Annotated in this window: 24 protein-coding genes and 1 pseudogene; 6 read left to right on the forward strand and 19 right to left on the reverse strand. The window is 70.6% G+C overall.

What is annotated here, in order from left to right:
- Nucleotides 1-15: 15 nt before the first annotated feature.
- From Q9R26_RS01370 to Q9R26_RS01395, 6 genes are all read right to left on the reverse strand, one after another.
- On the reverse strand, nt 16-1,110 hold the full coding sequence (locus tag Q9R26_RS01370; RefSeq protein WP_209134046.1) for an alkene reductase: 1,095 nt from the start codon (nt 1,108-1,110) through the stop codon (nt 16-18).
- Between the two features lie 64 nt (nt 1,111-1,174).
- Nucleotides 1,175-1,387, reverse strand: a complete 213-nt coding sequence (locus Q9R26_RS01375; RefSeq protein WP_027466129.1) for a hypothetical protein — start codon at nt 1,385-1,387, stop codon at nt 1,175-1,177.
- A 51-nt stretch (nt 1,388-1,438) separates the two neighbouring features.
- Nucleotides 1,439-1,882, reverse strand: coding sequence for a MarR family winged helix-turn-helix transcriptional regulator (locus Q9R26_RS01380; RefSeq protein WP_209134044.1), 444 nt, complete (start codon nt 1,880-1,882; stop codon nt 1,439-1,441).
- A 134-nt stretch (nt 1,883-2,016) separates the two neighbouring features.
- Complete coding sequence (locus Q9R26_RS01385; protein ID WP_311226350.1) at nt 2,017-4,668, reverse strand: MMPL family transporter; 2,652 nt, start codon at nt 4,666-4,668, stop codon at nt 2,017-2,019.
- 87 nt (nt 4,669-4,755) lie between these two features.
- Nucleotides 4,756-5,394, reverse strand: a complete 639-nt coding sequence (locus Q9R26_RS01390) for a TetR/AcrR family transcriptional regulator (protein WP_163342754.1) — start codon at nt 5,392-5,394, stop codon at nt 4,756-4,758.
- 294 nt (nt 5,395-5,688) lie between these two features.
- Nucleotides 5,689-6,246, reverse strand: a complete 558-nt coding sequence (locus tag Q9R26_RS01395; RefSeq protein WP_259579941.1) for a GNAT family N-acetyltransferase — start codon at nt 6,244-6,246, stop codon at nt 5,689-5,691.
- A 42-nt stretch (nt 6,247-6,288) separates the two neighbouring features.
- Here Q9R26_RS01395 and bla point away from each other — a divergent pair, with 42 nt between their 5' ends.
- A complete protein-coding gene (gene bla / locus Q9R26_RS01400; protein ID WP_311226351.1) occupies nt 6,289-7,248 on the forward strand; it encodes a class A beta-lactamase in 960 nt (319 codons plus the stop codon).
- 32 nt (nt 7,249-7,280) lie between these two features.
- Here the strand turns inward: bla and Q9R26_RS01405 are convergent, their stop codons facing one another.
- Together Q9R26_RS01405 and Q9R26_RS01410 are read right to left on the reverse strand one after the other, a co-directional pair.
- Nucleotides 7,281-8,270 (reverse strand): alpha/beta hydrolase, encoded by a 990-nt coding sequence (locus Q9R26_RS01405; RefSeq protein WP_311226352.1) that lies wholly within the window; start codon nt 8,268-8,270, stop codon nt 7,281-7,283.
- Between the two features lie 56 nt (nt 8,271-8,326).
- A complete protein-coding gene (locus Q9R26_RS01410) occupies nt 8,327-9,259 on the reverse strand; it encodes an NADP-dependent oxidoreductase (RefSeq protein ID WP_311226353.1) in 933 nt (310 codons plus the stop codon).
- A 94-nt stretch (nt 9,260-9,353) separates the two neighbouring features.
- Between Q9R26_RS01410 and Q9R26_RS01415 the strand changes: the two genes are divergently transcribed.
- Nucleotides 9,354-9,857, forward strand: a complete 504-nt coding sequence (locus tag Q9R26_RS01415; RefSeq protein WP_396136813.1) for a MarR family winged helix-turn-helix transcriptional regulator — start codon at nt 9,354-9,356, stop codon at nt 9,855-9,857.
- Between the two features lie 109 nt (nt 9,858-9,966).
- Here Q9R26_RS01415 and Q9R26_RS01420 read toward each other — a convergent pair whose 3' ends face one another.
- The 4 genes from Q9R26_RS01420 to Q9R26_RS01435 form a co-directional block, all read right to left on the reverse strand.
- Nucleotides 9,967-11,733 (reverse strand): hypothetical protein, encoded by a 1,767-nt coding sequence (locus Q9R26_RS01420; RefSeq protein WP_311226355.1) that lies wholly within the window; start codon nt 11,731-11,733, stop codon nt 9,967-9,969.
- 122 nt (nt 11,734-11,855) lie between these two features.
- On the reverse strand, nt 11,856-12,047 hold the full coding sequence (locus Q9R26_RS01425; protein ID WP_110862603.1) for a hypothetical protein: 192 nt from the start codon (nt 12,045-12,047) through the stop codon (nt 11,856-11,858).
- A gap of 54 nt (nt 12,048-12,101) precedes the next feature.
- Complete coding sequence (locus Q9R26_RS01430; protein ID WP_311226356.1) at nt 12,102-12,671, reverse strand: GNAT family N-acetyltransferase; 570 nt, start codon at nt 12,669-12,671, stop codon at nt 12,102-12,104.
- A gap of 76 nt (nt 12,672-12,747) precedes the next feature.
- Complete coding sequence (locus Q9R26_RS01435; RefSeq protein WP_311226357.1) at nt 12,748-12,984, reverse strand: hypothetical protein; 237 nt, start codon at nt 12,982-12,984, stop codon at nt 12,748-12,750.
- 164 nt (nt 12,985-13,148) lie between these two features.
- Here Q9R26_RS01435 and Q9R26_RS01440 point away from each other — a divergent pair.
- Together Q9R26_RS01440 and Q9R26_RS01445 are read left to right on the forward strand one after the other, a co-directional pair.
- Nucleotides 13,149-13,886 (forward strand): annotated as a pseudogene (locus Q9R26_RS01440) (transglycosylase domain-containing protein); the annotation flags it as partial.
- Between the two features lie 415 nt (nt 13,887-14,301).
- On the forward strand, nt 14,302-15,198 hold the full coding sequence (locus tag Q9R26_RS01445; protein WP_311226358.1) for a penicillin-binding transpeptidase domain-containing protein: 897 nt from the start codon (nt 14,302-14,304) through the stop codon (nt 15,196-15,198).
- 81 nt (nt 15,199-15,279) lie between these two features.
- Here the strand turns inward: Q9R26_RS01445 and Q9R26_RS01450 are convergent, their stop codons facing one another.
- The 4 genes from Q9R26_RS01450 to Q9R26_RS01465 are packed head-to-tail and all read right to left on the reverse strand — an operon-like array spanning nt 15,280 to nt 19,395.
- Nucleotides 15,280-16,299: an ABC transporter substrate-binding protein gene (locus Q9R26_RS01450; protein ID WP_182064776.1), complete on the reverse strand. Its 1,020-nt coding sequence runs from the start codon at nt 16,297-16,299 to the stop codon at nt 15,280-15,282.
- Nucleotides 16,300-16,310: 11 nt separating this feature from the next.
- Nucleotides 16,311-17,282 carry an ABC transporter ATP-binding protein gene (locus Q9R26_RS01455; protein ID WP_311226359.1) on the reverse strand — a complete coding sequence of 324 codons (972 nt, stop codon included), beginning with the start codon at nt 17,280-17,282 and terminating at the stop codon, nt 16,311-16,313.
- Nucleotides 17,279-18,424, reverse strand: coding sequence for an iron ABC transporter permease (locus Q9R26_RS01460; RefSeq protein WP_311226360.1), 1,146 nt, complete (start codon nt 18,422-18,424; stop codon nt 17,279-17,281). Before Q9R26_RS01460 ends, Q9R26_RS01455 begins: the two co-directional genes overlap by 4 nt.
- On the reverse strand, nt 18,421-19,395 hold the full coding sequence (locus Q9R26_RS01465) for an iron ABC transporter permease (RefSeq protein ID WP_311226361.1): 975 nt from the start codon (nt 19,393-19,395) through the stop codon (nt 18,421-18,423). The genes Q9R26_RS01460 and Q9R26_RS01465 overlap by 4 nt, the downstream gene beginning before the upstream one ends.
- 157 nt (nt 19,396-19,552) lie before the next feature.
- On the opposite strand from Q9R26_RS01465, the gene Q9R26_RS01470 reads away from it, so the two are divergent.
- Entirely contained in the window at nt 19,553-20,383 is an 831-nt protein-coding gene (locus tag Q9R26_RS01470; RefSeq protein ID WP_138804112.1) for a siderophore-interacting protein, read from the forward strand.
- 461 nt (nt 20,384-20,844) lie between these two features.
- Here Q9R26_RS01470 and Q9R26_RS01475 read toward each other — a convergent pair whose 3' ends face one another.
- The 3 genes from Q9R26_RS01475 to Q9R26_RS01485 all read right to left on the reverse strand — a co-directional run bounded on the left by Q9R26_RS01475 (nt 20,845) and on the right by Q9R26_RS01485 (nt 24,169).
- Nucleotides 20,845-21,756: a carbohydrate ABC transporter permease gene (locus Q9R26_RS01475; RefSeq protein WP_027466145.1), complete on the reverse strand. Its 912-nt coding sequence runs from the start codon at nt 21,754-21,756 to the stop codon at nt 20,845-20,847.
- A gap of 1 nt (nt 21,757) precedes the next feature.
- A complete protein-coding gene (locus Q9R26_RS01480; protein ID WP_182064773.1) occupies nt 21,758-22,729 on the reverse strand; it encodes a carbohydrate ABC transporter permease in 972 nt (323 codons plus the stop codon).
- Nucleotides 22,730-22,813: 84 nt separating this feature from the next.
- A complete protein-coding gene (locus Q9R26_RS01485; RefSeq protein WP_259579916.1) occupies nt 22,814-24,169 on the reverse strand; it encodes an extracellular solute-binding protein in 1,356 nt (451 codons plus the stop codon).
- Between the two features lie 295 nt (nt 24,170-24,464).
- Here Q9R26_RS01485 and Q9R26_RS01490 point away from each other — a divergent pair, with 295 nt between their 5' ends.
- Entirely contained in the window at nt 24,465-25,970 is a 1,506-nt protein-coding gene (locus tag Q9R26_RS01490; protein ID WP_182064771.1) for an alpha-N-arabinofuranosidase, read from the forward strand.
- Nucleotides 25,971-26,217: the final 247 nt, after the last annotated feature.

Consider the following 26,217-nt stretch of genomic DNA (forward strand, 5'->3'; position numbering starts at 1 on the left):
CAGGTGGTGCGTCGACTACGCGACGGTCGCGCGCGCCTCGGCCAGCGACGGGTAGTCGGTGTAGCCCTCGGCGGTCGCGCCGTAGAAGAGCTCCGGACGCGGCTCGTTGAGCTCGGCGTCGTGCTCCCAGCGGTGCGCGAGGTCCGGGTTGGCGATCGCGGCGCGGCCCACGGCGACGGCGTCGGCGTGGTCGCCCTCGACGATCGCGATGGCCTCGTCGCGGGTGGTGAGCGACGAGAAGCCCGAGTTCACGATGAACGGCGCGCCCACGGTGCGGCGGACGTGCTGCACCAGGTCACCGGTCGGCTCGGCGTGCAGGACGTCGACGAAGGCGAGGCCGAGCGGCGCGAGGCCCTCGGCGACGGCGGTGTAGGTGGCGCGGACGTCGGCGGCGTCGTCCTCGATGACGCCCTGGATCCCGTGCTCGGGCGACAGGCGGATGCCGGTGCGGTCGGCGCCGATGGCCTCGGCGATGGCCGTGGTGACCTCGATCGCGAAGCGTGCGCGGTTCTCGGGGGAGCCGCCGTACTGGTCGGTGCGGGTGTTCGACACCGGCGACATGAACTCGTGCACCAGGTAGCCGTTGGCGCCGTGGACCTCGACCCCGTCGAGTCCGGCGGCGATCGCGTTGCGGGCGGCCTGCACGAAGCCCTGCACGGCCTCCTGCACCTCGGCGGTGGTCAGCTCGTGCGGGACGGGCATGTCGGCCTTCGAGCCGTCGGCCAGGTGCGTCTGCCCGGGGGCGGCGATGGCGGACGGGGCGACGATGCGCGGGGTCTGCGAGATGTCGGTGTGCGAGACGCGGCCGCCGTGCATGAGCTGCATGACGATCGTGCCGCCGGCGGCGTGCACGGCGTCGGTCACGCGGCGCCAGCCGGCGATCTGGTCGTCGGTCTCGATGCCGGGCTGCCCGGGGTAGGAGCGGCCCTCCTGCACGGGCCAGGTGCCCTCGGTGATGATCATGCCGAGGCCGGCGCGCTGCCGGTAGTGCTCGACGAGCAGGTCGTTCGGGACCCCGTGCTCGCCGGCGCGGGTGCGGGTGAGCGGGGCCATGACGACGCGGTTCGACAGGGACAGGGCGCCGATGGAGGCGGGTTCGAAGAGCTTCACGTCAGGGCGAACGACGAGTTGTCCGGTGCAATTCCGCCTCGGAGCACTTCTTCAGGCAGTGCGGTCAGTCGCGCGGGCACACCAGCGTCGACGAGCGCACCTGGCCCTCGGGTCGGATCACCTGGTGCTGGGAGAGGGGCTTGCCGCACAGGGGGCAGCCTCGGTCGATCGTCCGGTCGTCGATGCCCTCGGGGCGACCGGCGCCGATCTGCGAGGGGCCCATCTTGTTGATGAGCGTCGTGTTCCACCGTTCGTACCACTGGCCGAAGCGTCCCACGGTGCATCCTTTCGTTCGTGCACGAACCATCATGGCACTGATGGCCGTGGATCACACGTGGTCGACGCGCTCCAGCAGCTCGGTCAGCTCGTCCTTCAGGGACTCGAGTCGGGCGAGTGGCCACCCGAGCCGGTCGGCGACGGCGAGCGGCACCGCCTGGGCCCGGTCGCGCAGGGCGTGCCCGGCGGTCGTCAGGGACACCTCGAGCTGGCGTTCGTCGGCGGCGCTGCGGGTGCGGCGGACGTAGCCGGAGGCTTCCAGGCGCTTGAGCAGTGGGCTCAGCGTCGCGGAGTCGAGTCGCAGCTCGCCGGCGATCTCGCGCACCGACCGCGGGTCACGCTCCCACAGGGCGAGCATCACGAGGTACTGCGGGTGGGTCAGGCCCATCGGTTCGAGCAGGTCGCGGTACAGCCCGATGACGCTGCGGCTCGTCGCCGCGAGTGCGAAGCAGAGCTGCCGGTCGAGCGCGAGCGGGTCCGGGGCGGTCTGGGTCATGCCTTCAGGCTACTTCGTTCGTGCACGAAGTGGTGTGGTCGCGACCCGGGGCGGCGGGCGCGACGGCCTGGAGGCCCGGTGCCGGTCTCGTGGACCGGCACCGGGCCTCCAGGGTGGGTGCGCTGGTGCGTCGACTACGCGCGGTGCGCGGGCGGGTGCCCCGAGTCGTGCGCGTTCGCGTCGGGCTCCACGGGGAGCGCGTGGGTGCCGGTGTGCGTGTCCTCGTGGCCGGCGACCGGGTGGGTGCGCTCGAGCTTCGCGCCCTCCACGTCGACGTCCGGCACGATGCGGTCGAGCCACTTCGGGAACCACCAGGCACTCTTGCCGAGCAGGTGCATCGCGGCCGGGATGAGCAGCATGCGCACGACGAAGGCATCGATCAGCACACCGAACGCGAGCCCGAAGCCGATCGGCTTGATGGTGGACGAGTCCGAGAAGATGAAGCCAGCGAACACCGAGATCATGATGATCGCCGCCGCCGTGACCACCGCGCGACCCGCGTGCAGACCGCGCTGGACGGCCACCTTCGCGCTCGCGCCGTGGGCGTAGGCCTCACGCATGCCGGACACCAGGAACAGCTGGTAGTCCATCGCCAGACCGAACAGGATGCCGATCTCGATGATGGGCAGGAAGCTCAGGATCGGTGCCGGGTCGTGCACACCGAAGACCGAGCCGAGCCAGCCGAACTGGTAGATCGCGGTCAGCCCGCCGAACGACGCCAGCACGGACAGGATGAACCCGGCGGTGGCGGTGATCGGCACGAGGAACGACCGGAACACGATGATCAGGATGATCAGCGACAGCCCGACGACCACCACGAGGTAGAGCGGCAGCACGTTCGACAGCTTCTCGGACACGTCGATGTTCGCCGACGCGTTGCCGGCGACGCCGAGGGTGACCTTGCCGTCGTCGGTGGAGACGGTCTGCTCGCGCAGGTCCTTCACGACGTTCTCGGTGGAGACGCTGTCCGGGCCGCCGGCGGGCTTCACCTGGAACGCGACGATGTCGCGGTCCTTCGAGGCGCCGATGGGCAGCACGGCCTCCACGTCGTCGTTCTTCGCGATCGCCTGGCCGATGGTGACCTCGGTCGCGGTGACGTCGCTCTTGCTGATCGACTCCGGCAGGGTCGCCACGACGAGCAGTGGGCCGTTCTGACCGGCGCCGAACTCCTGCTCGAGCGTCTTGTAGGCCTTGTACTGGCTCGACTCGACGGCCTCGGACGAACCGCTCGGCAGGCCCAGGCGCATCTGGGTCGCTGGCAGGGCGATGGTGCCGAGCACCGCGACGCCGAGGACGAGCGTGATGACCGCGCGCCAGCTCGACATCGGCTTGTTCGGGATCCGCGTGGAGTCGGTGTTGCCGATCTTCGCGCGCTCCTTCTTCCGCAGGATCCGCATGCCGATGAGCGACAGCAGGGCCGGGGTGAAGGACGTCGCGATGAGGATCGCGAAGAGCACCGCGACCGCACCGACGGTGCCCATCAGGCCGAGGAACGGGATGCCCGTGATGTTCAGCGCGAGCAGCGCGACGATGACCGTCGCACCGGCGAAGACCACGGCGTTGCCCGAGGTGCCGTTCGCGAGCCCGATCGACTCGTGCACCTGCATGCCCTGCTTCAGCTGGGTCCGGTGCCGGTTCAGGATGAACAGCGAGTAGTCGATGCCGACCGCCAGGCCCAGCATCACCCCCAGCACCGGCGTGACGGAGATGAACTCGACGACGCTCGAGAACGACAGGGCGGTGAGCGAGGCGACGCCGACGCCGAGCACGGCGCTGACGAGCGGGACCGCGGCGCCGATGACCGTGCGGAGCATCAGGAGCAGCACGATCGCGGCGATGATGACACCGCCGATCTCACCGGGGCCGAGGATCGACGGCACACCCTGTGCAATGTCGTTCGAGACGTACACGTTGACGCCCCGGATGTCGGCCGACTCAGCGTCGTCCGCGATGGCGGTCTTCGTGTCCGCGGGGACCTCGTAGGTCGACTTCGTGAACTGCACGGTGCCGATCGCGGCGCTGCCGTTGTCCGACACGAAGCGGATGTCCTTCGACAGGTCGAGCAGGTCCGAGCCCTGTTCGAGCTCCTGCTCGTTGTCGTCGAGCTTCTGCTTGTTCGTGTCGATCGTCTTCTGGGCGGCGGCGATCTGCTGCTCACCGGCGTCGATCTGGGCCTGCTGGGCGTCGATCTGCGCCTGGGCCTGCTGGAGCTGGGCGGCCGCTGCCTGCGCCTGTGCGGCGGGGACGGCTGCGCCAGCGGCCGCCTGCGCCTGGGCCTTCTGCGCATCGAGCTGCGCCTGGGCGTCCTCGATCTTCTGCTTGCCGGACTCGAGCTGCGCCTTCTGGGCGTCGAGCTGCTCCTGTCCGGTCTCGATCTTCGCGCGACCGGACTCGATCTGGTCGCGGCCGTCGACGATCTTCTGCCGCTGGTCGTCGAGCTGCTGCTGGGTCTCGAAGCCGCTCGTCGTGCCCTTGACGCCGTCGAGCTTCTCGAGGCTCGTCAGGAACTCGTCGATCTCGGACTGCTGCGACGACGAGAACGCCTTGCCGTCCTTCGTCTCGAAGACGATCGTGCCGTTGCCGCCGTTCGCCGACGGGAACTTGTCGGCGAGCTGGTCCTGCACCTGACTGGTCTTGGTGTTCGGGATCGTGATCGACGACGAGATGGTGCCGGCGAAGAGCGTGTACGTGACGCCCGCGACGGCCATGATCACGACCCAGGTGATGATCACGAGCCAGTGGCGTCGTGCGGAGAACCGTCCGAGACGGTAGAGGAGACCGGCCATGCGGGTGCCTGCGGTCCTTTCGTTGTCAGGTGCTGGTGGTGCGGGGTGCGCCGGTGGACCCCTGGGGGACGAGGAGGTGGAGCAGTGTCAGCCGTCGGCCATGTAGCCGCTGCGGACGCTGTGCACGAGTCGGGCGAGCAGGTCGTCCCACGCGTCGAGCGCCGGCTGGTCGAGCTCGGGGCCGGACGTCGCCAGCCAGTGCTCCGCGATGACGACGATGCCGCTCATGAGCGACTCGACGAGCAGCGCGGCGTCGAGGGGGTCCGCGGCCGGGTAGCGTCGGGCGACCTCGTGCCGGAGCCGTTCGGTCACACGCGAGAACGCCGTCTGGGTCAGGACCGCGGCCTTCGGGTCGTCCTTGCCGGGGTCACCGAGGATCCGGTACATGCTGGCGATCGCCGGTGCCAGGTCGGCACCGCGGGCGGCGGACTCGAGCTCGTCGAACATCGACGCCCGACTGCCGTCGCCCACCGGGGTCCGGGCCATGTCGGCGAGGAACCGGTCGATGATGACGGACAGCTCCTGCTCGCACACGGCCAGCAGGACCTCGTCGAGCGAGGCGAAGTGGTTGAACACGGTGCGCCGGGCGATGTCGGCCCGGGCAGCGAGGTCGTCCACGCTGAAGTCCCGGCCGCCGCGCTCGTCGATCAGGTCGCGAGCGGCCTGCAGGATCGCCGCACGGTGCTTCGCCTTGAGGGCAGCACGGCGGTCGGTCGCGATGGTCACGAGATCGAACACTAGGTGCATCGATGCACTCGGTGCAACGAGTTTGAGTGCATCCCCAGGTTCGTCCCCCGATCTGCGGCGCCGGCTCACCACGGACTGCGCGCGCGCCACCGTGGAGCGTCTGCCGCGGCCTTGCCACGCGACCGTCGGGCGGACGGGAGGCCCGTGGCGGCGCCGCCACGGGCCTCCCGTCCGTCTGCTGGCCACGTGACGGGCGCGGGACGGCGGTTCGTGTCCGCGCTGACGGTTCCGGTTCACGAACCCCGGGGAACGTGAACCAGAACCGTCAGCCGCTCACCGCGCGCCGTCGTCCCACGGCACCGGGGTGGTCTCGCCCGTCTCCCAGTCGCGGCGCAGCACGCCGTAACCGACCGACCCGACGGCCGGGCCGCCGTCGACGGGCCACGCCTCGCGGTAGTGGGCCTCCTGCACCCACCCGGCGCGGACGAAGACCCGGCGCATGGCGGTGTTGTCCTCGCGGGTCTGGCCCTCGAAGCGCGTCATCGCCGGCATCGTCGTGAACACGTGGTCGGTCACCGCGCGCAGGGCGGGGGCGCCGAGGCCCCGACCCCGGAAGCGACCGGCCAGGCGGAGGTCGAACAGGGGGACCGGGTCCGCCAGGTCCTCGAGGCGGACCAGTCCGATCCGCCCGTACTCGTCGTGGTCGAGCCAGGATGTGTCGTGCTCGTCGTCGCGGTAGGCGCCGGAGTCGACGGCGCTCGCCGCGTCGGCCGCGCTGATGCGCCGTCGGACGTGGAACGGGAACTCCTCGGACGTCAGGAACGCGAGCAACTCCTGGCGGTCGGCGCCGGTGGGGTCCAGGCGGGTGAGGCGGACGGCGGGAGCTGGCATGCCGCTCAGGGTAGTTGCACGGTCGTCGGGCAGGCTCGGGGCGTGCGAGATGGGACGGGGACGACGGCCGCGGCCCTGACGGCGCTGGTGCTGGCCGGGCTGGTGGGGTGTTCCGGTGCGCCGGGTGGTGCGACGACCGGGCCGGCGTCGTCCACGTCCGCGTCAGCTTCGGCTTCTGCGTCGGCAGCGGCGACGGCGACCGACCCGGCGACCGACCCCGCCACCGCTCGGGCCTTCGCGGCGCTGGAACGGCGGTACGACGCACGGCTCGGGGTCGCCGCGATCGACACCGGGAGCGGTCGGACGATCGCGCACCGTGCGGGGGAGCAGTTCGCGTTCGCGTCGACGGTCAAGGTGTTCATCGCGGCGGCGGTCCTCGACGCCTCGTCCGACGCCGACCTGGCGACCGTCGTGCACTACGACCGCGGTGACCTGCTCGAGTACGCGCCCGTGACGAGCGATCACGTCGACACCGGGATGACGGTGCGCGAGCTCGTCGATGCGGCCCTCCGCTCCAGCGACAACACCGCGGCGAACCTGCTGGTGGAGCGGCTCGGCGGGCCGGACGCCGTCGAGCGGTGGCTGCGCGGCATCGGAGACCGGACGACGAGCGTCGACCGGGTCGAACCCGACCTGAACCAGGGGATCCCGGGCGACCGACGGGACACGACGACGCCGGAGCGGTTCGCGGCGGACCTCCGGACCGTGCTGCTCGGAGACGCCCTCGACGCCGCCGACCGGCGGGTGCTCCGCGAGGCGATGCTCGGCAACACGACCGGGGACGCGACGATCCGTGCCGGGGTGGACCCGTCGTGGCGGGTCGCCGACAAGACCGGCACGGCGTCCTACGGCGTGCGGAACGACATCGCGCTCGTGACGCCGCCGGGGCGCGAACCCGTCGTGCTCGTGGTGATGACGAGCCGGGCCGATCCCGGTGCGGAGCCGTCGGACGCGCTCGTCGCCGCGGCGACCAGTGCCGCGGTCGCCGGGCTGTCCGACTGAGTCGCCAGCGTCGCGGGACTGTCGTCGCGGGACTACCGGAGTGTGCTCGCCCAGCGCCCGATGGCGTCGTACGCGCGTTCCCGCACCTCCGGCGCGGACAGCACCACGTCGTGCAGGGCGCCGGCGAGTCGGCGGACCGTGACCTCCTCGCCGAGGGAGAGCGAGCGGTGCGCCACGGTGTCGACGTTCAGGGCGACGTCGGCCCGCGCCATCCCGGGGTCCCACCGCGGCTGGAGCATGCTCTTGTCGCTCAGCATCACCAGGATCGGGACCCCGATCCCGAGGCCCTTCTCGACCTGTGCCTGACCGTCGAAGACCGCGGCGAGCCACCCGGGGTGCAGCGGGAAGCCGCGCTCCGGCCGCCACTGCTGCTCGTAGGTCCACGACCCCTCGCCCTCGGCCGAGACGGTGCGGGTGTAGAAGCCGGGGTCGACGGCGGGCATCGGCGCGAGGGGGTTCCGGCGGGCACCGAGCTTGATGACCGGTGCGACGATCGCTCGCCCGACCGCGGTGGCCTGGAACTCGAGCCACGGGCTGTTCAGCACGAGGCCGTGCACGAGCTCCGGGTGCCGGGCAGCCCAGAGCGACAGGGTCAGGCCGCCCGTGGAGTGGCCCATCGGGACGAGCCTGCGGCGGTCCGAGCCGGGGTGCTCGGCCGAGATCGCGTCGAGGGCCGCGGCGATGTCCTCGTCGTAGACCGCCAGGTCGTCGACCATGCCCGGAGTCTGGTACGGGCGCAGGCTCCGACCGTACTTCCGCAGGTCCAGCGCGTGGAACCGGGCACCGAGCCGCTCGAGGCGTTCGGCGAGCTCGACCTGGAAGAAGTAGTCCGACCAGCCGTGCACGTAGAGCACGTCGACCCCGTGCAGGGGCCCGCGACCGTGCAGCAGCAGGTCGGTCGGGGTGTGCCGGCGGCGGACCAGGGTGGCGACGACGGGCCCCTCGGAGTCGGTGCCGAGCGGCAGTTCGAGCCGCTCGTACGGTGCTCCGAGCACGTCCTCGTGCCACCCCTGGTCCGTCATGCGCCGAGCGTATCCGGCGCTGGTGCGGGCGGTGCTGGTGTGGGGGTGTGCGGCCGTCACCCGACCAGGACCACGACCTTGCCGCTGATCCGTCCCGCGGCCGCCTCGGCGTGCAGGGACGGCAGTTCGGTCAGCGGGATGCGCCGGGTGACCTCGACCGTGAGCGCCCCGGCGTCGACCAGGGACACCAGCTCCGCCAGCCGCTCGCGGTTGCGCAGGACGAACACCGTCGCCGCCCGGACCCCGCGGGACTCGTCGTCCGGAGTGGCCATGAACGCCGTGGTGCTGACGACCGCACCGCCGTCGCGCACGACGTCGACGAGTGCTGCGAAGTCCTGCGGGTCGATCGGGGCGAGGTTGAGGAGCACGTCGACCGGTTCCGTCACGGCGGCGCGGACGTCGGTCGTGGTGTGGTCGATCACCTCGTGGGCGCCGGCTGCCCGGACGGCCTCGATGCTGCGCGGACTCGCCGTCGCGATGACGTGCACCCCGGCGCGGACGGCGAGCTGGATCGCGTACTTGCCCACCACGCCGCCGGCGCCCATGACCAGCACGCGCTGGCCGGCCTCGAGCCGCCCGTCGTCGAACAGCGCCTGCCACGCGGTGAGTGCCACCGAGGGCAGTGCCGCCGCGTCGGCCAACGGGATGCTCGTCGGTGCGGCGACCACCGCGTCCGCCGGGGCGATGACGTACTCGGCCGCCCCGCCGTCGAGTTCCATCGGCAGGAACGCGACGACGGCGTCCCCGACGGCGATCCCCTCGACGCCGTCGCCGAGCGCGTCGACGGTGCCGGACACGTCGTACCCGGGGACGTGCGGCAGCTGGACCGGGATCGGCAGGAACCCGCCCCGCATCCCGTTGTCCGCCGCGTTGAAGGCCGAGGCGGCGACGCGGAGTCGCACCTGCCCGGCGGCCGGGGTGGGCTGCTCGACGTCCTCGGTGCGGAGCACCTCGGGACCGCCGACCTCGTGGAACCGTACTGCCTGCATGATCGTGCCCTTCGTCGTGTTGCGCGATGTGCTTCGAGTTCGAAGCAACTGACGCCGACGCTACCACTGCTTCGAAGTCGAAGCAACGGGTATGATGGATCCCGTGACCGACGCGCCGAACTCCCTGACCCCGACGCAGCTCCGGGCGTACTTCGCCTTCACCGAGGTGAGCAGCCTGCTGCGCCACGCGGTCGAGCGGCAGCTGCGCGACGTCGGCGGCCTGAGCTACGTGCAGTTCCAGCTGCTCGCCCGGCTCGGTGACGCTCCGGGCGGGCAGCAGCGCATGACCGACCTCGCCGACGGGGTCGTCTACAGCCGCAGCGGGTTGACGTACCAGGCGCAACTGCTCGAGCAGCGTGGGCTGGTCACGCGCGGGCCCTCGCCCGACGACGAACGCAGCACGGTCGTCACGATCACCCCTGCCGGTCGTGACGTGCTCACCGCCGTCTTCCCCGGTCACATCGAGGCGCTGCACACCCTGCTGTTCGCGTCGATGTCGGACGCGGACGTCGACGATCTCGCACGAATCCTCGGGGGAGCGGCGGAGCACCTCCGGGCGAACCCACCGCGATCCGCGGGTGCGCGGCGGAGGAACTGACGACAGCGCGACGGCCGACTGCTCCGGCGGGAGCAGTCGGCCGTCGTTCGATCAGGAGTGGTCGCTCCCGTCGACACCGATCAGGAGCAGCCGCTCCCGCCGGCACCGATCAGTTGTACGACGCGAGTCGGTTCGGTGCGGTGTTGCCCGCCGGTGTGGGGACCGCGCCGCCGACCCCGTTGATGATGCTCGAGATGGTGCCCGTGTCGCCGAGCGAGACCGTGACGAGCCCGTGGGCGCGGACGCCGGCGGTCTGCGGGACCTCGAACGCCCGGTCCGCGTGCACCGCGGGGTTCGTGTTGAAGAAGGCGTAGACGCCGCCGCCCCAGATCTCGTGCTTCGTCACGGACGACGCCACCTTGTAGGCCGCGTAGCCGGCGCCGGTCGGACTCTGCCACGAGGCGTTGTCCGGGACGTCGTACGGCATCTCGTTCTGGAAGAAGATCGTGCGGCCGTTCTCACCGTTCCAGAGCACCTCGTACTGCTGGTAGTGCTCGACGAAGAGTCCGGTCGCGAGGACGTCGTTGCCGTTCACCTCGACACCGGTCGCACCCGTGTTGACGTTCCAGCCGGTCGGGGCACCGCCGTGGTCTGCACGCCATGCCCAGATGTGGTCGATCAGGGTGTCGTCGGCGTTGACCCGCAGGGAGGCGCTCGCCTTGCCCTGGATGCTCGATCCGACGCGGAAGAAGACGTCCTGAATGCTCTGCGGGTTCGCCGCGTGGTCGATGTGCGAGTTCGCCGTGCCCAGCCGGATCAGCTGTGCGCTGTTCTGCGTGCCGGCGTCGACGACGATGTTCGAGACGTTCACGCCCGCGACGTCGTTCGACACCAGGACGGAGTTGCCCTTGGTCGGGACGAGGGTCGGGAACCCGATGCCGGTCACGACGGTGTTCGCCCGCTGCACGTTGATCGCGGCGTCGAGCTGGTACGTGCCCGGGGTGAAGAACAGGTTCAGCCCCTGTGCGAGGGCGCCGTTGATCGTCGCCGCCGAGTCGCCCGGGTGCGCGACGTAGAAGTTGCGCATCGGGAGGTCGGTGCCGGCGGTGTTCGGCCACGTGACGCCGCTCGCGTTCTGCTTGAGCGAGGGGACGAACACGTGGTACTTGTTCGACGAGTCCACGTACAGGTACGGCTTCTCACGGGTGATCGGCGTCGTGGCGAGGGTCGTGTAGCTCTTCGAGAAGTCGTTCGCCGGGGCGCCCTGGACCCCGGAGAAGGTCATGTTCCAGTTGCCGCCCTGCCACGACCCGATCGTGGAGTTCCGCGTGTACCACTGCTGCTGCGACCCGGAGGTCACCGTGCCGTCGACCTTCGTGTCGGCGATGTAGCCGCCGGACGAGTACCCCTGGCCGCCGTCCTGGTTCGACGGCCCCATCGTGAGGTTCCCCTTGACGTGCACCCGACGCATCGGAGCGGCCTGGGACGCCGCCCACCGGTCGGTTCCGGTCTCGGGCGTGATCGCCAGGTTCTCGACCGACCGCCAGAAGTTCTGGGTGGCGTTCTTTTCGTCACCGGCGTTCCACCCGGAGTCGACGTTCACCGCGCCGTTGATCGTGACGTCGTCGGGGTTCTTTCCGAGCCCGGCGACCGACGTGTAGAAGCCGAGGTTCGCCCAGACGCGGCCGTAGTTGCCGGGCTTGAACAGGAAGGCGTGCCGCTGCGTGCCGAACTGCGCCGTCGTGCTGCGCAGCTGGCTGTTGAACGCCGCGTCGACGTCGGCCTGGATGGTCGACGCCGGCACCGAAGGGTCGTAGATCGTCACGTTGCTGCCGAAGTCCGGGGTGTCGCTCGTGGCGACCGCCTGGGCCGAGATCGCCGGCGTCAGTGCCCCCACGACACCGAGGCTCAGGGCGAGCGCGAGGACGCGGTTCATCCGTCGTTGCATGATGCTCGATTCGTCATCGTGCGGCGTCGTTGCCGCACGGGACAGACCGTAGACCCGTTGCCGCGCTCGGACAGTCGGGAGAAAAGGGGACAAGTGCCCAGCGTGAGGGACTAACTGCGGGGAGCCCGCACCAGGAACAGCGTCACCGCGCCGAGGACGACCGCGGCGACGATGAGCGCCCAGGCGAGCACGATGACCGGCCCGTCCCAGGGGGTGAAGAGCAGTCCGACCCCGATCACCAGGGCCACGGCGGCGCCGATGAGGGCGAGGCGGTGCGGTCGTACCGGAGCGGTGCGTGTCACGGGTCCAACGGTACGCGCGACGGGCTGGCAGCGCGGCGTCGAGCGGGTACGCCGTCACACCGTCGTGCGCATCACCCACCGCCACTTGGCGATGCGGCGGTCGCGCACGAACCCGAACTGCGTGAACAGTTCTTCCGGCCCGGTGTGCAGGTAGGCCCCGCGCTGCGGCTTCCGCTCGACCGTCTGCTCCGGGTAGGCCTCGACGGTCCCGCCGCCGGCCCGCCGGATCTCCTCGAGCGCGGTCGTGACCGCGGCGCGTGCGACCCCCTGGCCGCGGTGCCGGGACTCCACGAACACGCAGCCGATCCGCCAGTCCGGCGGCGTCGAGGCGTCGCGGGCGTACGCGCCGGTGTTCAGGATCGTCGGCAGCTCGACCGGCCGCCCGAACTGGCACCAGCCGACCGCCGTGCCGTCGGCGTAGACGAGCACCTGGTGGTTCGTGCCGTTCCGCACGTGGCGGTGCTTCGCCTCCTGGTGGGACACCGTCGGGTCGGGCGTCCCGCGTGGGCCGTCCGGGTGGAAACCGATGCACCAGCACCCGCCCCATACACCGTTGCTGCGGGTCACGAGCGCGGCGAAGTCGGGCCACGTCTCCTCGGTGAGCATCGCCGTCGAGTACTCCATGGGCCGATGATCCTCCGGTCCTGGCGATCCCGCCACCACCGCGACCGTGGTGCTCCGAACGGCGCGCGACCGGTGGTCAGGCCGCGCTGCGCCGGGCGGCGACGAGGCCGGAGACGAGCGCCGCGACGCCGAGCCCGATGCCGACCACGCCGGCGAGTGCACCGAAGAACATCAGCGCCCCGGCACCGATGTTCGCGCCGCCCTCGCCGGAATCGTTCGCGTTCGCGTACCCACCGACGAACGATGCCAGGAACGCCACGACGAGCAACGCCGTGCAGAGGATGTGCAGCATACGTGGCGCGATCGGGGTCATGCCCGGATCGTAGCGCGGCGGCGGGGAGTGGATCGCACCGGCACTTTCCCAGCGGACACGACGGTGTTCCGCGGGGAAGTCACGGCGACCGCCCGAGCAGGACTGCGAGCCTCTCCGGACCGCGCCGATGGTGGTGCGACCGAGGGGGAACGGACGACATGACGATGCGACGTGCAGGGGGAGCCGCGCTCGGCTTCGTGGGTGGCAGTGTGCTCGCCGGGTTGCTGGTGAGCGTCGGGGTGACTCCGGTGATCGCGGTCGCCGGGGTCGGCACGACCTCGGCGATCGGGGTGTTCGAGTCGCTGCCGGAGGACATCGAGATCGGGCAGCTGCCGCAGCGGAACCAGATCTGGGCGTACCGCGGCGGCGAGCCGGTGCACCTGGCCAACGTGTGGGACCAGGACCGGCAGGAGCTCTCGCTCGAGCAGATCAGCGACGAGCTGGAGCACGCCGCGGTGGACGGCGAGGACAAGCGGTTCTACGAGACCGGCGGCGTCGACGCGACGTCCGTCGTCCGGTCGCTCGTGAGCGTCGCCACGTCCGGGACCGAGGGCGGGTCGGGTGGTTCGACCCTGACGATGCAGCTCGTGCGGAACATCAAGATCCAGCAGGCGAGCGAACTGCCCACCGCCGAGGAGCGCGAGGCCGCCTACGAGGACGCGACCCGGCGGACGCCGCAGCGCAAACTCGCCGAGATGAAGCTCGCGATCAGCCTGGCGAAGCAGTACACGAAGCAGCAGATCCTGGCGGCGTACCTGAACATCGCTTACTTCGGCGACCAGACCTACGGGGTGCAGTCGGCGGCGCAGCACTACTACGGCAAGTCGGCGACCGACCTGACCCCGGCCGAGGCGGCGTCCCTCATCGCGATCGTGCAGTGGCCGGAGCGACGCGACCTGTCGACGCCGGACCACCACCGCGACAACGCCGCCCGGCGGAACGTGATCCTGCGGTCCATGCACGAGCAGGGGCACCTGTCGACCGAGGAGTACCGCACGGCTCGGCTGTCCCGTGTCGCCGACTACGTCCACCTGACGGCACCGCAGCAGGGGTGCGAGGCGGTCGAGGTGGGTGCGGAGTTCTTCTGTGACCACGCGGAGACCATCGCCCAACGGCTCCCGCAGCTCGGCACGACGAAGCAGCAGCGGGCGGACGCGTGGCGCACCGGCGGGTACCGGATCCAGACGACGCTCGACCTCGACCTGAACGCTCAACAGAAGCGGCTGCTGGACCAGTACGACCCGAAAACCGAGACGCGGCTGGCGCTGGGGGGCCACGTTCAACACGGTCGAGGCCGGGACGGGTCGTGTGCTGACGATGGCGCAGAACACCGACCACGACCGGTCGTCCGACGCGCCCCGCACGGCGACCTCGCTGAACTACGCCACCGACCAGGCGGACGGCGGCTCGACGGGGTTCCAGACCGGTTCGACCTACAAGATGTTCACCCTGCTGGCGTGGATCGAGGCCGGCCGCAGCCCGGACACCGTCGTCAACGGCACACCGCACCCGCACAGCGAGTGGACCGCCTGCGGTGGACCCACCTCGGCGTTCTGGCAGCCGAAGAACGATTCACCCGGGCAGCGTGGTCCGTACTCGGTCCGGTCGGCGACTGCGCAGTCCGTGAACGCGGCGTACCAGTCGATGGCCGAACAGCTCGACCTGTGCGACATCCGCGACGTCGCCGAGCGGCTGGGGGTGCACCTGGCGACCGGTGGCGAGCTGCCCTGGAATCCGGGGTCCCTGCTCGGCACCGAGAGCATCGCCCCGCTCACGATGGCGTCGGCCTACGCCGGCATCGCGAACGGCGGGCGGTTCTGCGCTCCCGTGGTGATCGACCAGGTCATCGCACCCGACGGCGAGGAACTCGGCGGACAACCCCGCACGTGCACGCAGGCGGTGTCCCCGGAGACCGCGGCCACCGCGTTCGACGTCATGCAGGGCGCGTTCCGCGGCGGGACGGCGAGCGGTGGCCAGACCCCCGACGGCGCGACGCTGTTCGGCAAGACCGGCACCACGGACGCGGCCGACCAGGTGTGGCTGGTGGGCGGGACCACGCGGGCCGTCACCGCCTACTGGCAGGGCAACACGGACGGCGCCAAGCACAACCTGCGGTCGTTCTCCAACGGTCAGGGCGGCACCTACGCGGGGTCACGCGCGGCCGTCTGGCGCGACGCGCAGACGGCGGTGAACGCGGCATTGCCGGTCGGCTGACGGCCCGGAACGCAACCACGAACGGCCGGGAGGCACGGTGCCAGCTGGCACCGTGCCTCCCGGCCGGTTCTCGGTTGCGTCCTAGGACAGCTTCTTGCTGTCCTCGAGCCAGCCCGCGAGCTTGGTCATGTAGTCGGCCTGCGACGCGTAGTCGAGGGCTGGGAACGTCCAGCTGTGGACCTGCCCCGCCTCGAGCGCGGCGTTGTCGGCGAAGGTCGGCTGCTTCTCGAGATCTGCGACCTGGTAGCCCTGCTGCGACAGCAGCAGTACGTCACCGGTGATCTGGCCGGCGTTCTCCCACGAGTAGATGCCCCAGTAGAAGCCCTCGGGCTTCGGGTCGACGAAGTCGACCCCGTACGACGCGTACATCTGCAGCGACGGCTCGTCGGTCGGACGGGTGACGTACGCGCCGTCACCGTCGGCGTACATCGAGACGACCGACAGGTCCTTCTCCTTCGAGACCTTCTCGAGCTCGTCGGCCGCGGTGTCGAAGCGCTCCTCGGCGGCGTCGACCGTCGACTCCTTCGCACCGAGCGACTCGGACAGTTCGGCGATCGTCTCGATGACGTCCTCGCCCTTGCCGCCCCACTTCACCTGGACGACCGGCGCGATGGCCTCGATCTGCTTCTCCTGCGCCTTGTCCTTGAAGCCGTAGCCGGGCTGCTTCGTGTCGAGCGTGCCCTTGGCATCAGTCGGGTAGACCGAGGTGACGACGAGGTCGGGCTTGAGTGCGGCGAGCTGCTCGAGGTCGATGTCGCCGTAGGCGGTACCGAGCTGCGTGATGCCGTCGGTGTCGAGACCCTTGAACCGGGCGTCCTTCGCCATCGTCAGCTGCCCGAAGGTGCCGACGGGCTTCAGGCCGTACTCGATGAACGACAGGGCGATGTCGTTCAGCACGACGACGCGCTTCGGCGTGTGGTCGACCTTCACGGTGGCGCCCGTGGCGTCCTCGTACGACCAGGCCTTCGACGCGGCGGTGCCGCCGTCGGAGTCGGAGTCGTTCGAGTTGCCGGTGCTCGAGCAGCCGGTCAGGAGGAGTGCCGAGACGGTCACGGAGGTCAGGAGGGCGGCGCGCAGGTGGCCACGTCGGGAGGTCTTCACGTTAGGAGAGGCTAACCTAAGTTCGCAGCACTCGCCAGCGCGTCTTCGGTTTTCGTCGGCTCCGTGTGCTCGGTCGGGGCGCTCGCGTCTGTGTGCTCGGTCGGGGCGCCCGGGACGGGGTCGTGCTCGTCCGCCTCGGGCACGATCATCGGTGCACCGGTCACCGGGTCGGGGAACACCCGGGCGTGCAGGCCGAACGCGTGCTCGAGCAGTGCCGGGGTGAGGACGTCGTGGGGGGTGCCGTCGGCCACGACCCCGCCGTCGTGCAGCACCACGAGCCGGTCGGAGTACCGCGCCGCGAGCGACAGGTCGTGCAGCACCATCACGATCGTCGACCCCTGCTCGCGGTTCAGCCGCCGGACGAGCCGCAGGACCTCCAGCTGGTGCGCGAGGTCCAGGTAGGTCGTCGGCTCGTCGAGCAGGAGCGTCTGGGCCTGCTGCGCGACGACCATGGCGATCCAGGCGCGCTGGCGCTGCCCGCCGGACAGGCTCGTGACGTCGCGGTGTGCGACCTCGGTCAGACCGGTGGCGGCGATCGCCTCTTCGGCGACGGCGGCGTCCTCGGCGGTCCACGGCTTCGCCCACGACTGGTGCGGGTTCCGGCCCCGCATCACCAGGTCGAGCACGCTGGTGCCCGCTGGGGCGACGGGGGACTGCGGCAGGATCGCGAGCTTGCGGGCGACCTGGCGGTTCGGCTCCCTGCGGATCGGGGTGCCGTCGAGCAGGACCTCGCCGGCCTGCGGCTTGAGCACGCGTCCGAAGGCCTTGAGCAGGGTCGACTTGCCGCAGCCGTTCGCGCCGAGGAACGTCGTGACGGTGCCGCGTTCGATGCGCAGGTCCAGGTCGCGCAGCACGGGCTGGCGGTCGTAGCCGACGGACAGGGCCGTGGCTTCGAGGACGGGGGTGTCGAGCTGGCCGTTGCCCTGGCCCTGGTGCTCGTTCTGGTGCTGGTGCTGGTGCTGGTGCTGGTGTGGTGCTGTCATCGGGACATCTCCTTGCGGTGACGGACGAGGAGCCAGATCAGGTACGGCGCCCCGATCACGGTGGTGATGATGCCGACCGGCACCTGCCACGGGAACGCGGAACGGGACAGCAGGTCGGCAGCGAGCACGAGCACGGCGCCGAGGGCACCGGCGAGCAGCAGCGGCGGCCGGTTCGTACCGGCGAGCCGGAGCCCGACCTGCGGGACGACGAACGCGACGAAGCCGACCGGTCCAGCGGCGGCCACGGCGGCTGCGGTCAGCACGACCGCGAGCGCGATGACGAGCAGCCGGTGCCGTTGGACGCCGAGTCCGACGCCCGTCGCGACCTCGTCGCCGAGCTGCCCGATGCCGAGGGCTGCACTCGTCGCGAGCGCGATCGGCACCGCGACGACGGCCACCACGAGCAGCGGCCAGACGCTCTCCCACGACGTGCTCGACAGGCTGCCGACGAGCCACTGCGACGCCGCGGTGGCCACGGTGATCTTCGCGCGGACGAGCAGGTAGCTGGTCACCGCGTCGAGGGTCGCGCTCACGCCGATGCCGACCAGCACGAGTCGGTAGCTCTGCACGCCGCCGCGCCAGCCCAGGCCGTACACCAGGACCGCTGCGACCAGGGCGCCGATCGTGGCGGCCACCGGGATCCCGCCACCGAGCACCAGGGACGACACCGAGTACGTCCCGCCGCCGAGGACGATCGCCGCGACCGCACCCACGCTCGCACCCGCGGTGACGCCGATGATGTCCGGGGTGCCGAGCGGGTTGCGGGTGAAGGTCTGGGTGAGCGCGCCGGCGACCCCGAGCGTCAAGCCGACGAGCGCGCCGGTGAGCACGCGGGGCAGGCGCAGGGTGGTGATGATGAAGGCGTCCGGCCCGGACTCCAGGCCGAGCAGGGACCGGATGACGACCCCGGGAGCGATCCACGTCGAGCCGACCGCCGTCCCGAGGACGATGAGCACCAGGACGGCGGCGAGCGACGCGACCGTGTACCAGAACACCCGGGGGCGCCAGGCGAGGCCGACGGGCCCGATGCGGATGCCGGTGCGGCGGGGGGTTCGTGCAGCCGGGGCGGGCGTGCCCGGTGCGGTGGTCTCGGGCGTGCTGCCGGGCGTGCGCCCGCTGCTGCCCACCGCTGCCCCGCTCACAGCGACACCAGCGATCGGCGGCGGGCCACGGCCACGAACACCGGGCCGCCGATGACGGCGAGCACGATGCCGACCTCGACCTCGGAGAACCCGCCGATCAGGCGACCGACGACGTCGGCGAGCAGGACAAGGGCGGCGCCGACCAGACCGGAGACCGGCAGGGTCCAGCGGTGTCCGGTGCCGACGAGCGCGCGGGCGACGTGCGGCACCGTCAGGCCGACGAAGCCGATCGGGCCGGCCGCAGCGGTCGCCCCGGCGGCGAGCAGCGTGATCCCGCCCAGACCGACGAGCCGGGCGACGAGCACGTTCTCTCCGAGCCCCTTCGCCAGCTCGGACCCGAGCCCGAGGGCGTCGAGGGCGCGGACGTTCAGCACCGCGAGCACGAGCCCGGCGGCCAGGAACGGCCACACCGCCCCGAGGATGTCGAGCTGGCGTGCGGCGAGCGACCCGACGACCCAGAGCCGGTACGCGTCGAGCGAGGCCTGGTCGGTCAGCACGACGAATGAGGTCAGGGCGGCGAGCAGCGCCGAGACCGCGGCCCCGGCGAGGGCGAGCGGCACCGGACTGGCGGTGCCGCTGCCGGCGATGGTCACCGAGAAGACGACGACGCTGGCGACCAGGGCCCCGACCAGGGCGAACCACACGGTCGCGCTCGTGCTCGTGACCCCGAACACGTAGACGCCGAGCACCACCGCGAGCCCCGCACCCGACGAGACCCCGAACAGGCCGGGGTCGGCGAGTGGATTGCGGGTGTGTCCCTGCATGAGCAGCCCGGCGATGCCGAGGGCCGCGCCGACCGCAGCACCGATGAGCGTGCGCGGGATGCGGGAGCCCCACACGATCGCTTCGTCGGTGCTCGACCCGGAGCGAGTGAGCCCCGCCCACACCTCGGCGACACCGATGCGGTTGCTGCCGAGCAGCATGCTCGCCACGGCGACGAGCACCAGCGCGACGACGAGTCCGACGATCACCACGGCCCGCCTGCGCACAGCGGTCCGGTGGACGCCGAGGGCGCGGGACGCGTCGCCGCGTCGGGTGCTGGACGCGACGGGTTCGGGGACCTCCGGACCGGAAGCCAGAACGGGATTGGGGGCTGGCACGGAAGTCATCTTAGGTTAGCCTTGCCTCATGGCGAAGACCCCGCGGCTCCTGCCGACGAACCCCCGGCTCTTCCGCGCCCGTGTCCTCAGGACCCAGCGGGTGACCCCCTCGATGCAGCGCGTCACCGTCACCGGGGACGACCTGCACGAGTTCGGTTACCTCGGTTTCGACCACTGGTTCCGCCTGTTCGTCCGGCGCCCCGACCAGGACGCCTTCCGGATGCCCGACCTGGACGGCAAGAAGTGGTGGCCAACGTTCCTCGGCATCCCCGAGGACATCCGCCCCCACTGCGCGAACTACACCGTCGCCGCGTACCGCCTGCTCGCCGACGGCACCGCCGAGCTCGACATCGACTTCGTCGTGCACCTGGACCACCGCGGCGAGCTCGAGGGTCGGGCCGCGATCTGGGCCTGCGCCGCACGCCCCGGCGAAGAGCTCGCGATGCTCGACCAGGGCTGCATCTTCGACGTCCCCGCAGGCACCAGTGAGGTCGTCGTCGCCGCCGAGGAGACCGGCCTGCCCGGCGTCGTCGGCATCGCCGCCTCGTTGCCGCGCGACACCGTCGGCCGCATCATCCAAGAGGTACCGACCGCCGCCGACATCCGCGACCTCGACGCCCCCACCGGCGTGCAGGTCACCTGGATCGTGCGGCAGCCGGGTGCGGTCCCCGGCAGCGGCGCCCTCGCCGAACTGCAGCGGCACGTGCCGTCCGACGACCAGGGGTACGCGTTCGTCGTGGGGGAGTCGCGACTCGCCACCGAGGGCCGCCGCCATCTGCACCGTGCGGGCCTGCCGAAGTCGCGCATCACGTTCTCCGGGTTCTGGAAGCACGAGACGAAGGTCTCCGTCCCCGCCTGACCCGCGCGGTGCCTGGCAGGTACGCCCGTTCCGACCAGGTACGCCCGGTCTTTCCCCTGGCGCGCGCGTTGCCTGGTGCGTTCGGGCATACCGTCACGGATCTTCCGACCAGGTACGCCCGATCCGACCCGGTATGCCCGTTCCGACCAAGTACGCCCGGTCTTTCCCCTGGCGGGCGCGCTGCCTGGTGCGTTCGGGCATACCGTCACAGAACTTCCGCCCAGGTACGCCCGATCCGACCAGGTACGCCCGTTCCGACCAGGTACGCCCGGTCTTTCCCCTGGCGGGCGCGCTGCCTGGTGCGTTCGGGCATACCGTCACAGAACTTCCGCCCAGGTATGCCCGGTTCCGCCAGGTACGCCCGACAGCACCAGCCGCGCCGCGCACGCGACGCGACCAACGGACGGACGGGAGGCCCGGTGCCAGCTGGCACCGGGCCTCCCGTCCGTGGTGAGGTCGCGTCAGCCCTTGAGGCCCGAGCCCGTCACGCCCTCCACGATCTGCCGCTGGAAGATCAGGTAGAGGATGATCAGCGGCAGCGCCGCGAGGATCGCACCCGCCTGGATGTCGGCGTAGCGCTGGCCGAAGCTGCCCTGGACCGTGGCGAGCCCGACCGGGATCGTCATGAGGTCCGGGTTGGACAGCACGAACAGCGGCAGCAGCAGGTTGTTCCACACCCCGACGAAGGTCAGGATCGTCACGGCCGCGATCACCGGACGCGACAGCGGCAGGATGACCGACCAGTAGACCTTCCAGATGCCGGCCCCGTCGATGCGCGCGGCCTCCTCGAGCTCCTTCGGGATGCCGTCGAAGAACTGCTTGAAGATGAACACCGCGATCACGGCGGGCACCTGCGGGAAGATCACCGACCAGTAGGTGTTGAGCAGGCCGACCGCGTTGAGCTCCTGGAAGATCGGGATGATCAGCACCTGCGTCGGGATCATGATCCCGAGGATGATGAGCAGGAACGCGATGTTGCGGCCGCGGAACACCAGCCGCGACAGCGCGAACGCAGCCATCGACGCGAATAGCACGGTGAGTGCCGCCGTGACGACGCTCGTGATGGCACTGGCGAGGTACCAGTTCCAGATGTCGCCGGCCTGGAACAGCGACGAGTACGAGTGCAGCGTCGGGTTCCAGTTGGACAGGATCGCATTGGCGCCGAGGGCGGCGACGCCGTTGTCGGACAGCGACGTCTTCAGGGCGAACACGCTCGGGATGAGCCAGATGATCGCGAAGATCGTCAGGACGATCCCCGAAGCGATCGTGAAGCCACGACCGCTGACGCCGATCTTCGCGGCGCTCGTGGGAGCGGCGGACGAGACGCCGGTGCGGAGCTTGCGGCCGGTGGTGATGCTCTCGGTGGCGGTCATGTCAGGCCCCGATCTCTCGCTTGGCGGCAGCGCGCTCGACGAGCTGCCGGATGACCGCGATCGCCACGATCACGATGAACAGGAGGACCGACGCGGCCGATGCGGCACCGAGCCGGTTGTCGGTGAAGCCGACGCCGGTGATGAGCTGCAGCGAGACCTGGGTCGAGATGCCCGGCCCGCCGTTCGTCATCAGGTAGACCTGGTCGAAGATCTTCAGGCTCGCGATGATCTGCAGCAGGACGACCAGCGTCGTGGTGCGGCCGAGCAGGGGGAGCGTGATCGACTTGATCTGCTGCCAGTTCGACGCACCGTCGACCGCGGCCGCCTCGTACAGTTCGCGCGGGATCTCCTGCAGACCGGCCAGGTAGAGCACGAAGTTGAAGCCGAGGGTCCACCACACGGTGGCGATCGCCACACCGATCATGGCCGTGTTCGGGCTCGAGAGCATGCCCGAGCCGGGGGTCATGCCGATCGCCGACTGCAGGCTCGCCCACAGGCCGGTGCTCGGCGTGAAGATGAACACCCAGATCAGCGAGATCGTCGCCGACGGCAGGATGAACGGCAGGAAGAACGCCAGGCGGAAGAACCACTGGCCGCGGTTCATCCGGTTCGTCAGTACGGCGAACACGAACGCCAGGATGACGAGCGGCGGGGTCGTGTACAGCGTGAACTGCAGCGTGTGCCAGAGCGACGACCAGAAGTCGCTGCGCCCGAGCATCTCGGCGTAGTTCGCGAACCCCGCGAAGCTGCCGAGCCCGGTGCGGACGGTCGAGGTGTTGAAGAAGCTCGTGACGATCATCCAGACCGTCGGGCCGAGCAGGAAGGCCACGTAGAACAGGCCGAACGGGGCGAGGAACAGCCAGCCGCTGCGGCCCTGGCCGCGGTTCACACTGGAGCCGTAGGAGCGGTTCCGGCGTGGACGCGGCGCGGTGGTCGCGTCCGTCGGCCGGTCGAGGACAGGTGCTGTGGTCACGTCATCGTGCCTTTCGCGCGGTGTTCACGGCGATCGCGGGGGTCGTCTGCCCGGAGGGAGCCTGCCGGGCGGTTGCGTGCCGGGTCACAGGGGGCTCGGGGTGTTGAGGTACGTCGCGAGCTGCGACTTGATGGCGCGCAGTGCCTGCGCGGGGGACGAGCTGCCCTGCTGCACGAGGGCGAGCTGGGCGCCCACCGTGCCCTCGAACGTCGAGCCGGAACCGCCGTACCAGGCGGCGTCGTCGAACACGGCGGTCTCGGCTGCGGCCGCGTAGTTCGACTGCGGCGTGAGCTTCTTGTACGCCGAACTGTCGAACGTCGGGATGTAAGCCGGCACGTGCCCGCCCTCGGCCCACGTCAGGCTCTGCTCGAGCATCTGCTTGATGAAGAGCATGTGCTGCTTGCGCTGCTCCGGGGTGCGGTCCTTCTTGGGCAGGACGAACGTGTGCGAGTCCGCCTGGGTCGCCGGCTTGTCGTAGAGCTGGGGGATCGGCGCCATGCCGAAGTTCAGGCCCTTGATCGACTGCGCGGTGCTGATCTCCCACTCGCCCTGCATGAAGAAGCCGGCCTTGCCGTCGAACATGAGCGACTGCGCGGTGGCGTAGTCGAGGGCCTTGTTCAGCCAGCCCTCCTTCACCCACTTCTGGGTCCGGCTCGTGACCTCGTTGTAGGCGTCCTCGTTGACGGTGAGCTTCGACCCGCCGTCGCTGATGAACGGGGTGGCGTCCTTCAGCTGGTTGTACATCGTCCAGAAGAAGCGCCACGGGGTGGCCGTCTCGGGCACGACGTTCGCGACGTTGAGCGCCGTGCCGCCGGTGACCTTGGCGACCGCGGCGAGGGCCTTCTCGAAGTTGTCCATGCCGTTGAGGTCGACGAGGTTGCCGTCGCCGTCGATCAGACCGGCCTTCTTGCAGACGTCGACGTTGTAGAAGAGGACGAAGGGGTGGGTGTCGAGCGGGACCGCGATGTTGTTGCCGTCGGTCTTCTGCGCCGCCCAGGCCTTCTGGTTGAAGTCGGCGGCGCTCAGGCCGACGCTCGCCAGGTCGTCGGACGTGATCGGGTCGAGCAGGTCACCGTCCCAGAGCGGCTTCGCGCGGGTCAGGTGCGCGACCGCGACGTCCGGCGGCTTGTTCCCGACGGTGGCCAGTGTCAGCTTCGAGTAGTACGGGTTGCCCCACGCGAACGTGGTGCCCTGCAGCGCGCTCGAGCCGCCGTGCTGCTTCGCGTAGCCGTCCTCCATGGCCTGCATGCGAACGCCGTCGCCGCCGCCGAACAGGTTCCAGAAGACGAGCGTCTCGGGGTTGAGCGCACTGCCGGCGAGGCCGGCGGCGAGGGGACTCGAGCAGGCGGCGAGCGGCAGGACCGTCGCGGCCGCTGCGCCGGCGGCGAGGAAGCCCCGGCGCGAGAGGCGCGACGCGGGTGTTGCGGGTGGGATCGGCATGGCATCACTCCATCGGGATGGGCCGGGCTCGGGAACAGGGTCGGTGCTCCCGCCGGAGCATCGCTGCTCCGGACCCGGAGCACTGCTGCTCCGGACACGGAACGACCTTCCGGTGCTCCGTGAGCGCTCACATTAGCGCTCGCTCCCGGCATCCGCCACCCCTTTCGCGACGGCGCGGAACCCGGTAGCGTTTCCGGCAGGTGAGCGCTCACTTTCGTGACGGCCCGCTTCGGTTCCCGTCCGTGGCCCCACCCGCTCCCCGCACGAACCGCACTGCCACGATCGAAGGAGATCCATGCCCCGCACACACCTCGTCCTCGACGCCGCGTTCACCGTGGGGCCGGTGCGACGTCGCCTGTTCGGCGGGTTCGTCGAGCACCTCGGCCGCCACGTCTACGACGGCATCCACGAGCCCGCCCACGAGACCGCCGACGAGCACGGCTTCCGCAAGGACGTCGTCGAGCTCGTCAAGGAACTCGGCGTCTCCGCCATCCGTTACCCCGGTGGCAACTTCGTCTCCGGCTACAAGTGGGAGGACGGCGTCGGCCCCGTCGAGCAGCGCCCCCGCCGCCTCGACCTCGCCTGGCACTCGACCGAGACGAACGAGGTCGGCCTGCACGAGTTCCAGCACTGGCTCGACCAGGTCGGCTCGGAGCTCATGCTCGCCGTGAACCTCGGCACCCGCGGCACGCAGGAAGCCATCGAGCTCCTCGAGTACGCCAACATCGACGCCGGGACGGCACTGTCCGAATACCGCCGTTCGAACGGTCGCCAGGAACCCTTCGCCATCACGATGTGGTGCCTCGGCAACGAGATGGACGGCCCGTGGCAGCTCGGCCACAAGAACGCCGACGACTACGGCAAGCTCGCCGCCATGACCGCCAAGGCCATGCGGCAGATCCAGCCCGACCTCGAGCTCGTCGCCTGCGGTTCCTCCGGGGCGTCGATGCCGACGTTCGGCGAGTGGGAGCGCACCGTCCTCGAGCACACCTACGACGACGTCGACTACATCTCCGCGCACGCCTACTACGAGGAGGACGACGACCTGCCGTCGTTCCTCGCCTCGGGCGTCAACATGGACCACTTCATCAAGACGGTCACCACGGCCGCCGACCACGTCCAGGCGCAGAAGAAGTCCGACAAGCGCATCGACATCTCGTTCGACGAGTGGAACGTCTGGTCGATCAAGAAGTGGGAAGCGAAGGCCAAGACCTTCACGCTCGACGAGTGGCCCGTCGCCCCGCGTCTGCTCGAGGACGTCTACACCGTCGCCGACGCCGTCGTCGTGGGTGGCCTGCTCATCTCGCTGCTCCGGCACGCCGACCGCGTCGCCTCGGCCTCGCTCGCCCAGCTCGTCAACGTGATCGGCCCGATCATGACCGAGCCCGGTGGACCGGCCTGGCGCCAGACGACCTTCTTCCCGTTCTCGGTCACCTCGCGCCTGGCGCAGGGCACGTCGCTGCAGGTCAAGGCCTCGGGCGACACGGTCGACGGCGGCAAGTACGGCGAGGTCCCGGTCGTGGACTCCGCTGCCACCGTGTCCGAGGACGGCAAGGCAGCCGTCTTCCTGGTGAACCGCCACCCGTCCGAGCCGACCACGGTGACGATCGACCTCGCCGGCATCGGTGCGACGGGTGACGTCCACGCCGAGGGCGTCTGGGACGACGACCTGCACGCCGTGAACGACCTGGAGAACACCTCGCGCGTGGGGCTCCGCACGAACGAGTCGGTCCGCCGCGAGGGGGACACCGTCACGATCGAGCTCCCGCCGGTCTCCTGGACCGCCGTCTCGATCGGCTGACCGGACGCCTCGGCGCACGCCACGGCGGGCGTCGAGTGAGCACAGAGGACGTCGGGCGCTCGCGCCCGACGTCCTCTGCTCGTTGCGGGCGCGGGCGCGCGGCGACCGCGCGGCGACCGCGCCGTCACGGGCTGGGGGACGCCTCACGGGGTGACGGGCGCGTGGACTGTCGCCGGGCCTGTGACGTGGCCCGCGCGGCGGCCGGGAGGCCCGTGGCGGCCTGGCACCGGGCCTCCCGTCCGGCGTG

Origin of the sequence: Curtobacterium sp. BRB10 (assembly GCF_031844325.1) — a bacterium.
In the GTDB taxonomy this organism is placed as follows: Bacteria; Actinomycetota; Actinomycetes; order Actinomycetales; family Microbacteriaceae; genus Curtobacterium; species Curtobacterium poinsettiae_A.

Bases quoted from the DNA above. Each gene is read 5' to 3' on its own strand.
- Q9R26_RS01380 (WP_209134044.1), bottom strand. From the start codon at position 1,882: ATGACCCAGACCGCCCCGGACCCGCTCGCGCTCGACCGGCAGCTCTGC.
- Q9R26_RS01385 (WP_311226350.1), bottom strand. From the start codon at position 4,668: ATGGCCGGTCTCCTCTACCGTCTCGGACGGTTCTCCGCACGACGCCAC.
- Q9R26_RS01395 (WP_259579941.1), bottom strand. From the start codon at position 6,246: ATGCCAGCTCCCGCCGTCCGCCTCACCCGCCTGGACCCCACCGGCGCC.
- Q9R26_RS01405 (WP_311226352.1), bottom strand. From the start codon at position 8,270: ATGACGGACCAGGGGTGGCACGAGGACGTGCTCGGAGCACCGTACGAG.
- Q9R26_RS01410 (WP_311226353.1), bottom strand. From the start codon at position 9,259: ATGCAGGCAGTACGGTTCCACGAGGTCGGCGGTCCCGAGGTGCTCCGC.
- Q9R26_RS01415 (WP_396136813.1), top strand. From the start codon at position 9,354: ATGGATCCCGTGACCGACGCGCCGAACTCCCTGACCCCGACGCAGCTC.
- Q9R26_RS01420 (WP_311226355.1), bottom strand. From the start codon at position 11,733: ATGAACCGCGTCCTCGCGCTCGCCCTGAGCCTCGGTGTCGTGGGGGCA.
- Q9R26_RS01430 (WP_311226356.1), bottom strand. From the start codon at position 12,671: ATGGAGTACTCGACGGCGATGCTCACCGAGGAGACGTGGCCCGACTTC.
- Q9R26_RS01435 (WP_311226357.1), bottom strand. From the start codon at position 12,984: ATGACCCCGATCGCGCCACGTATGCTGCACATCCTCTGCACGGCGTTG.
- Q9R26_RS01445 (WP_311226358.1), top strand. From the start codon at position 14,302: ATGGCGCAGAACACCGACCACGACCGGTCGTCCGACGCGCCCCGCACG.
- Q9R26_RS01455 (WP_311226359.1), bottom strand. From the start codon at position 17,282: ATGACAGCACCACACCAGCACCAGCACCAGCACCAGCACCAGAACGAG.
- Q9R26_RS01470 (WP_138804112.1), top strand. From the start codon at position 19,553: ATGGCGAAGACCCCGCGGCTCCTGCCGACGAACCCCCGGCTCTTCCGC.
- Q9R26_RS01475 (WP_027466145.1), bottom strand. From the start codon at position 21,756: ATGACCGCCACCGAGAGCATCACCACCGGCCGCAAGCTCCGCACCGGC.
- Q9R26_RS01485 (WP_259579916.1), bottom strand. From the start codon at position 24,169: ATGCCGATCCCACCCGCAACACCCGCGTCGCGCCTCTCGCGCCGGGGC.
- Q9R26_RS01490 (WP_182064771.1), top strand. From the start codon at position 24,465: ATGCCCCGCACACACCTCGTCCTCGACGCCGCGTTCACCGTGGGGCCG.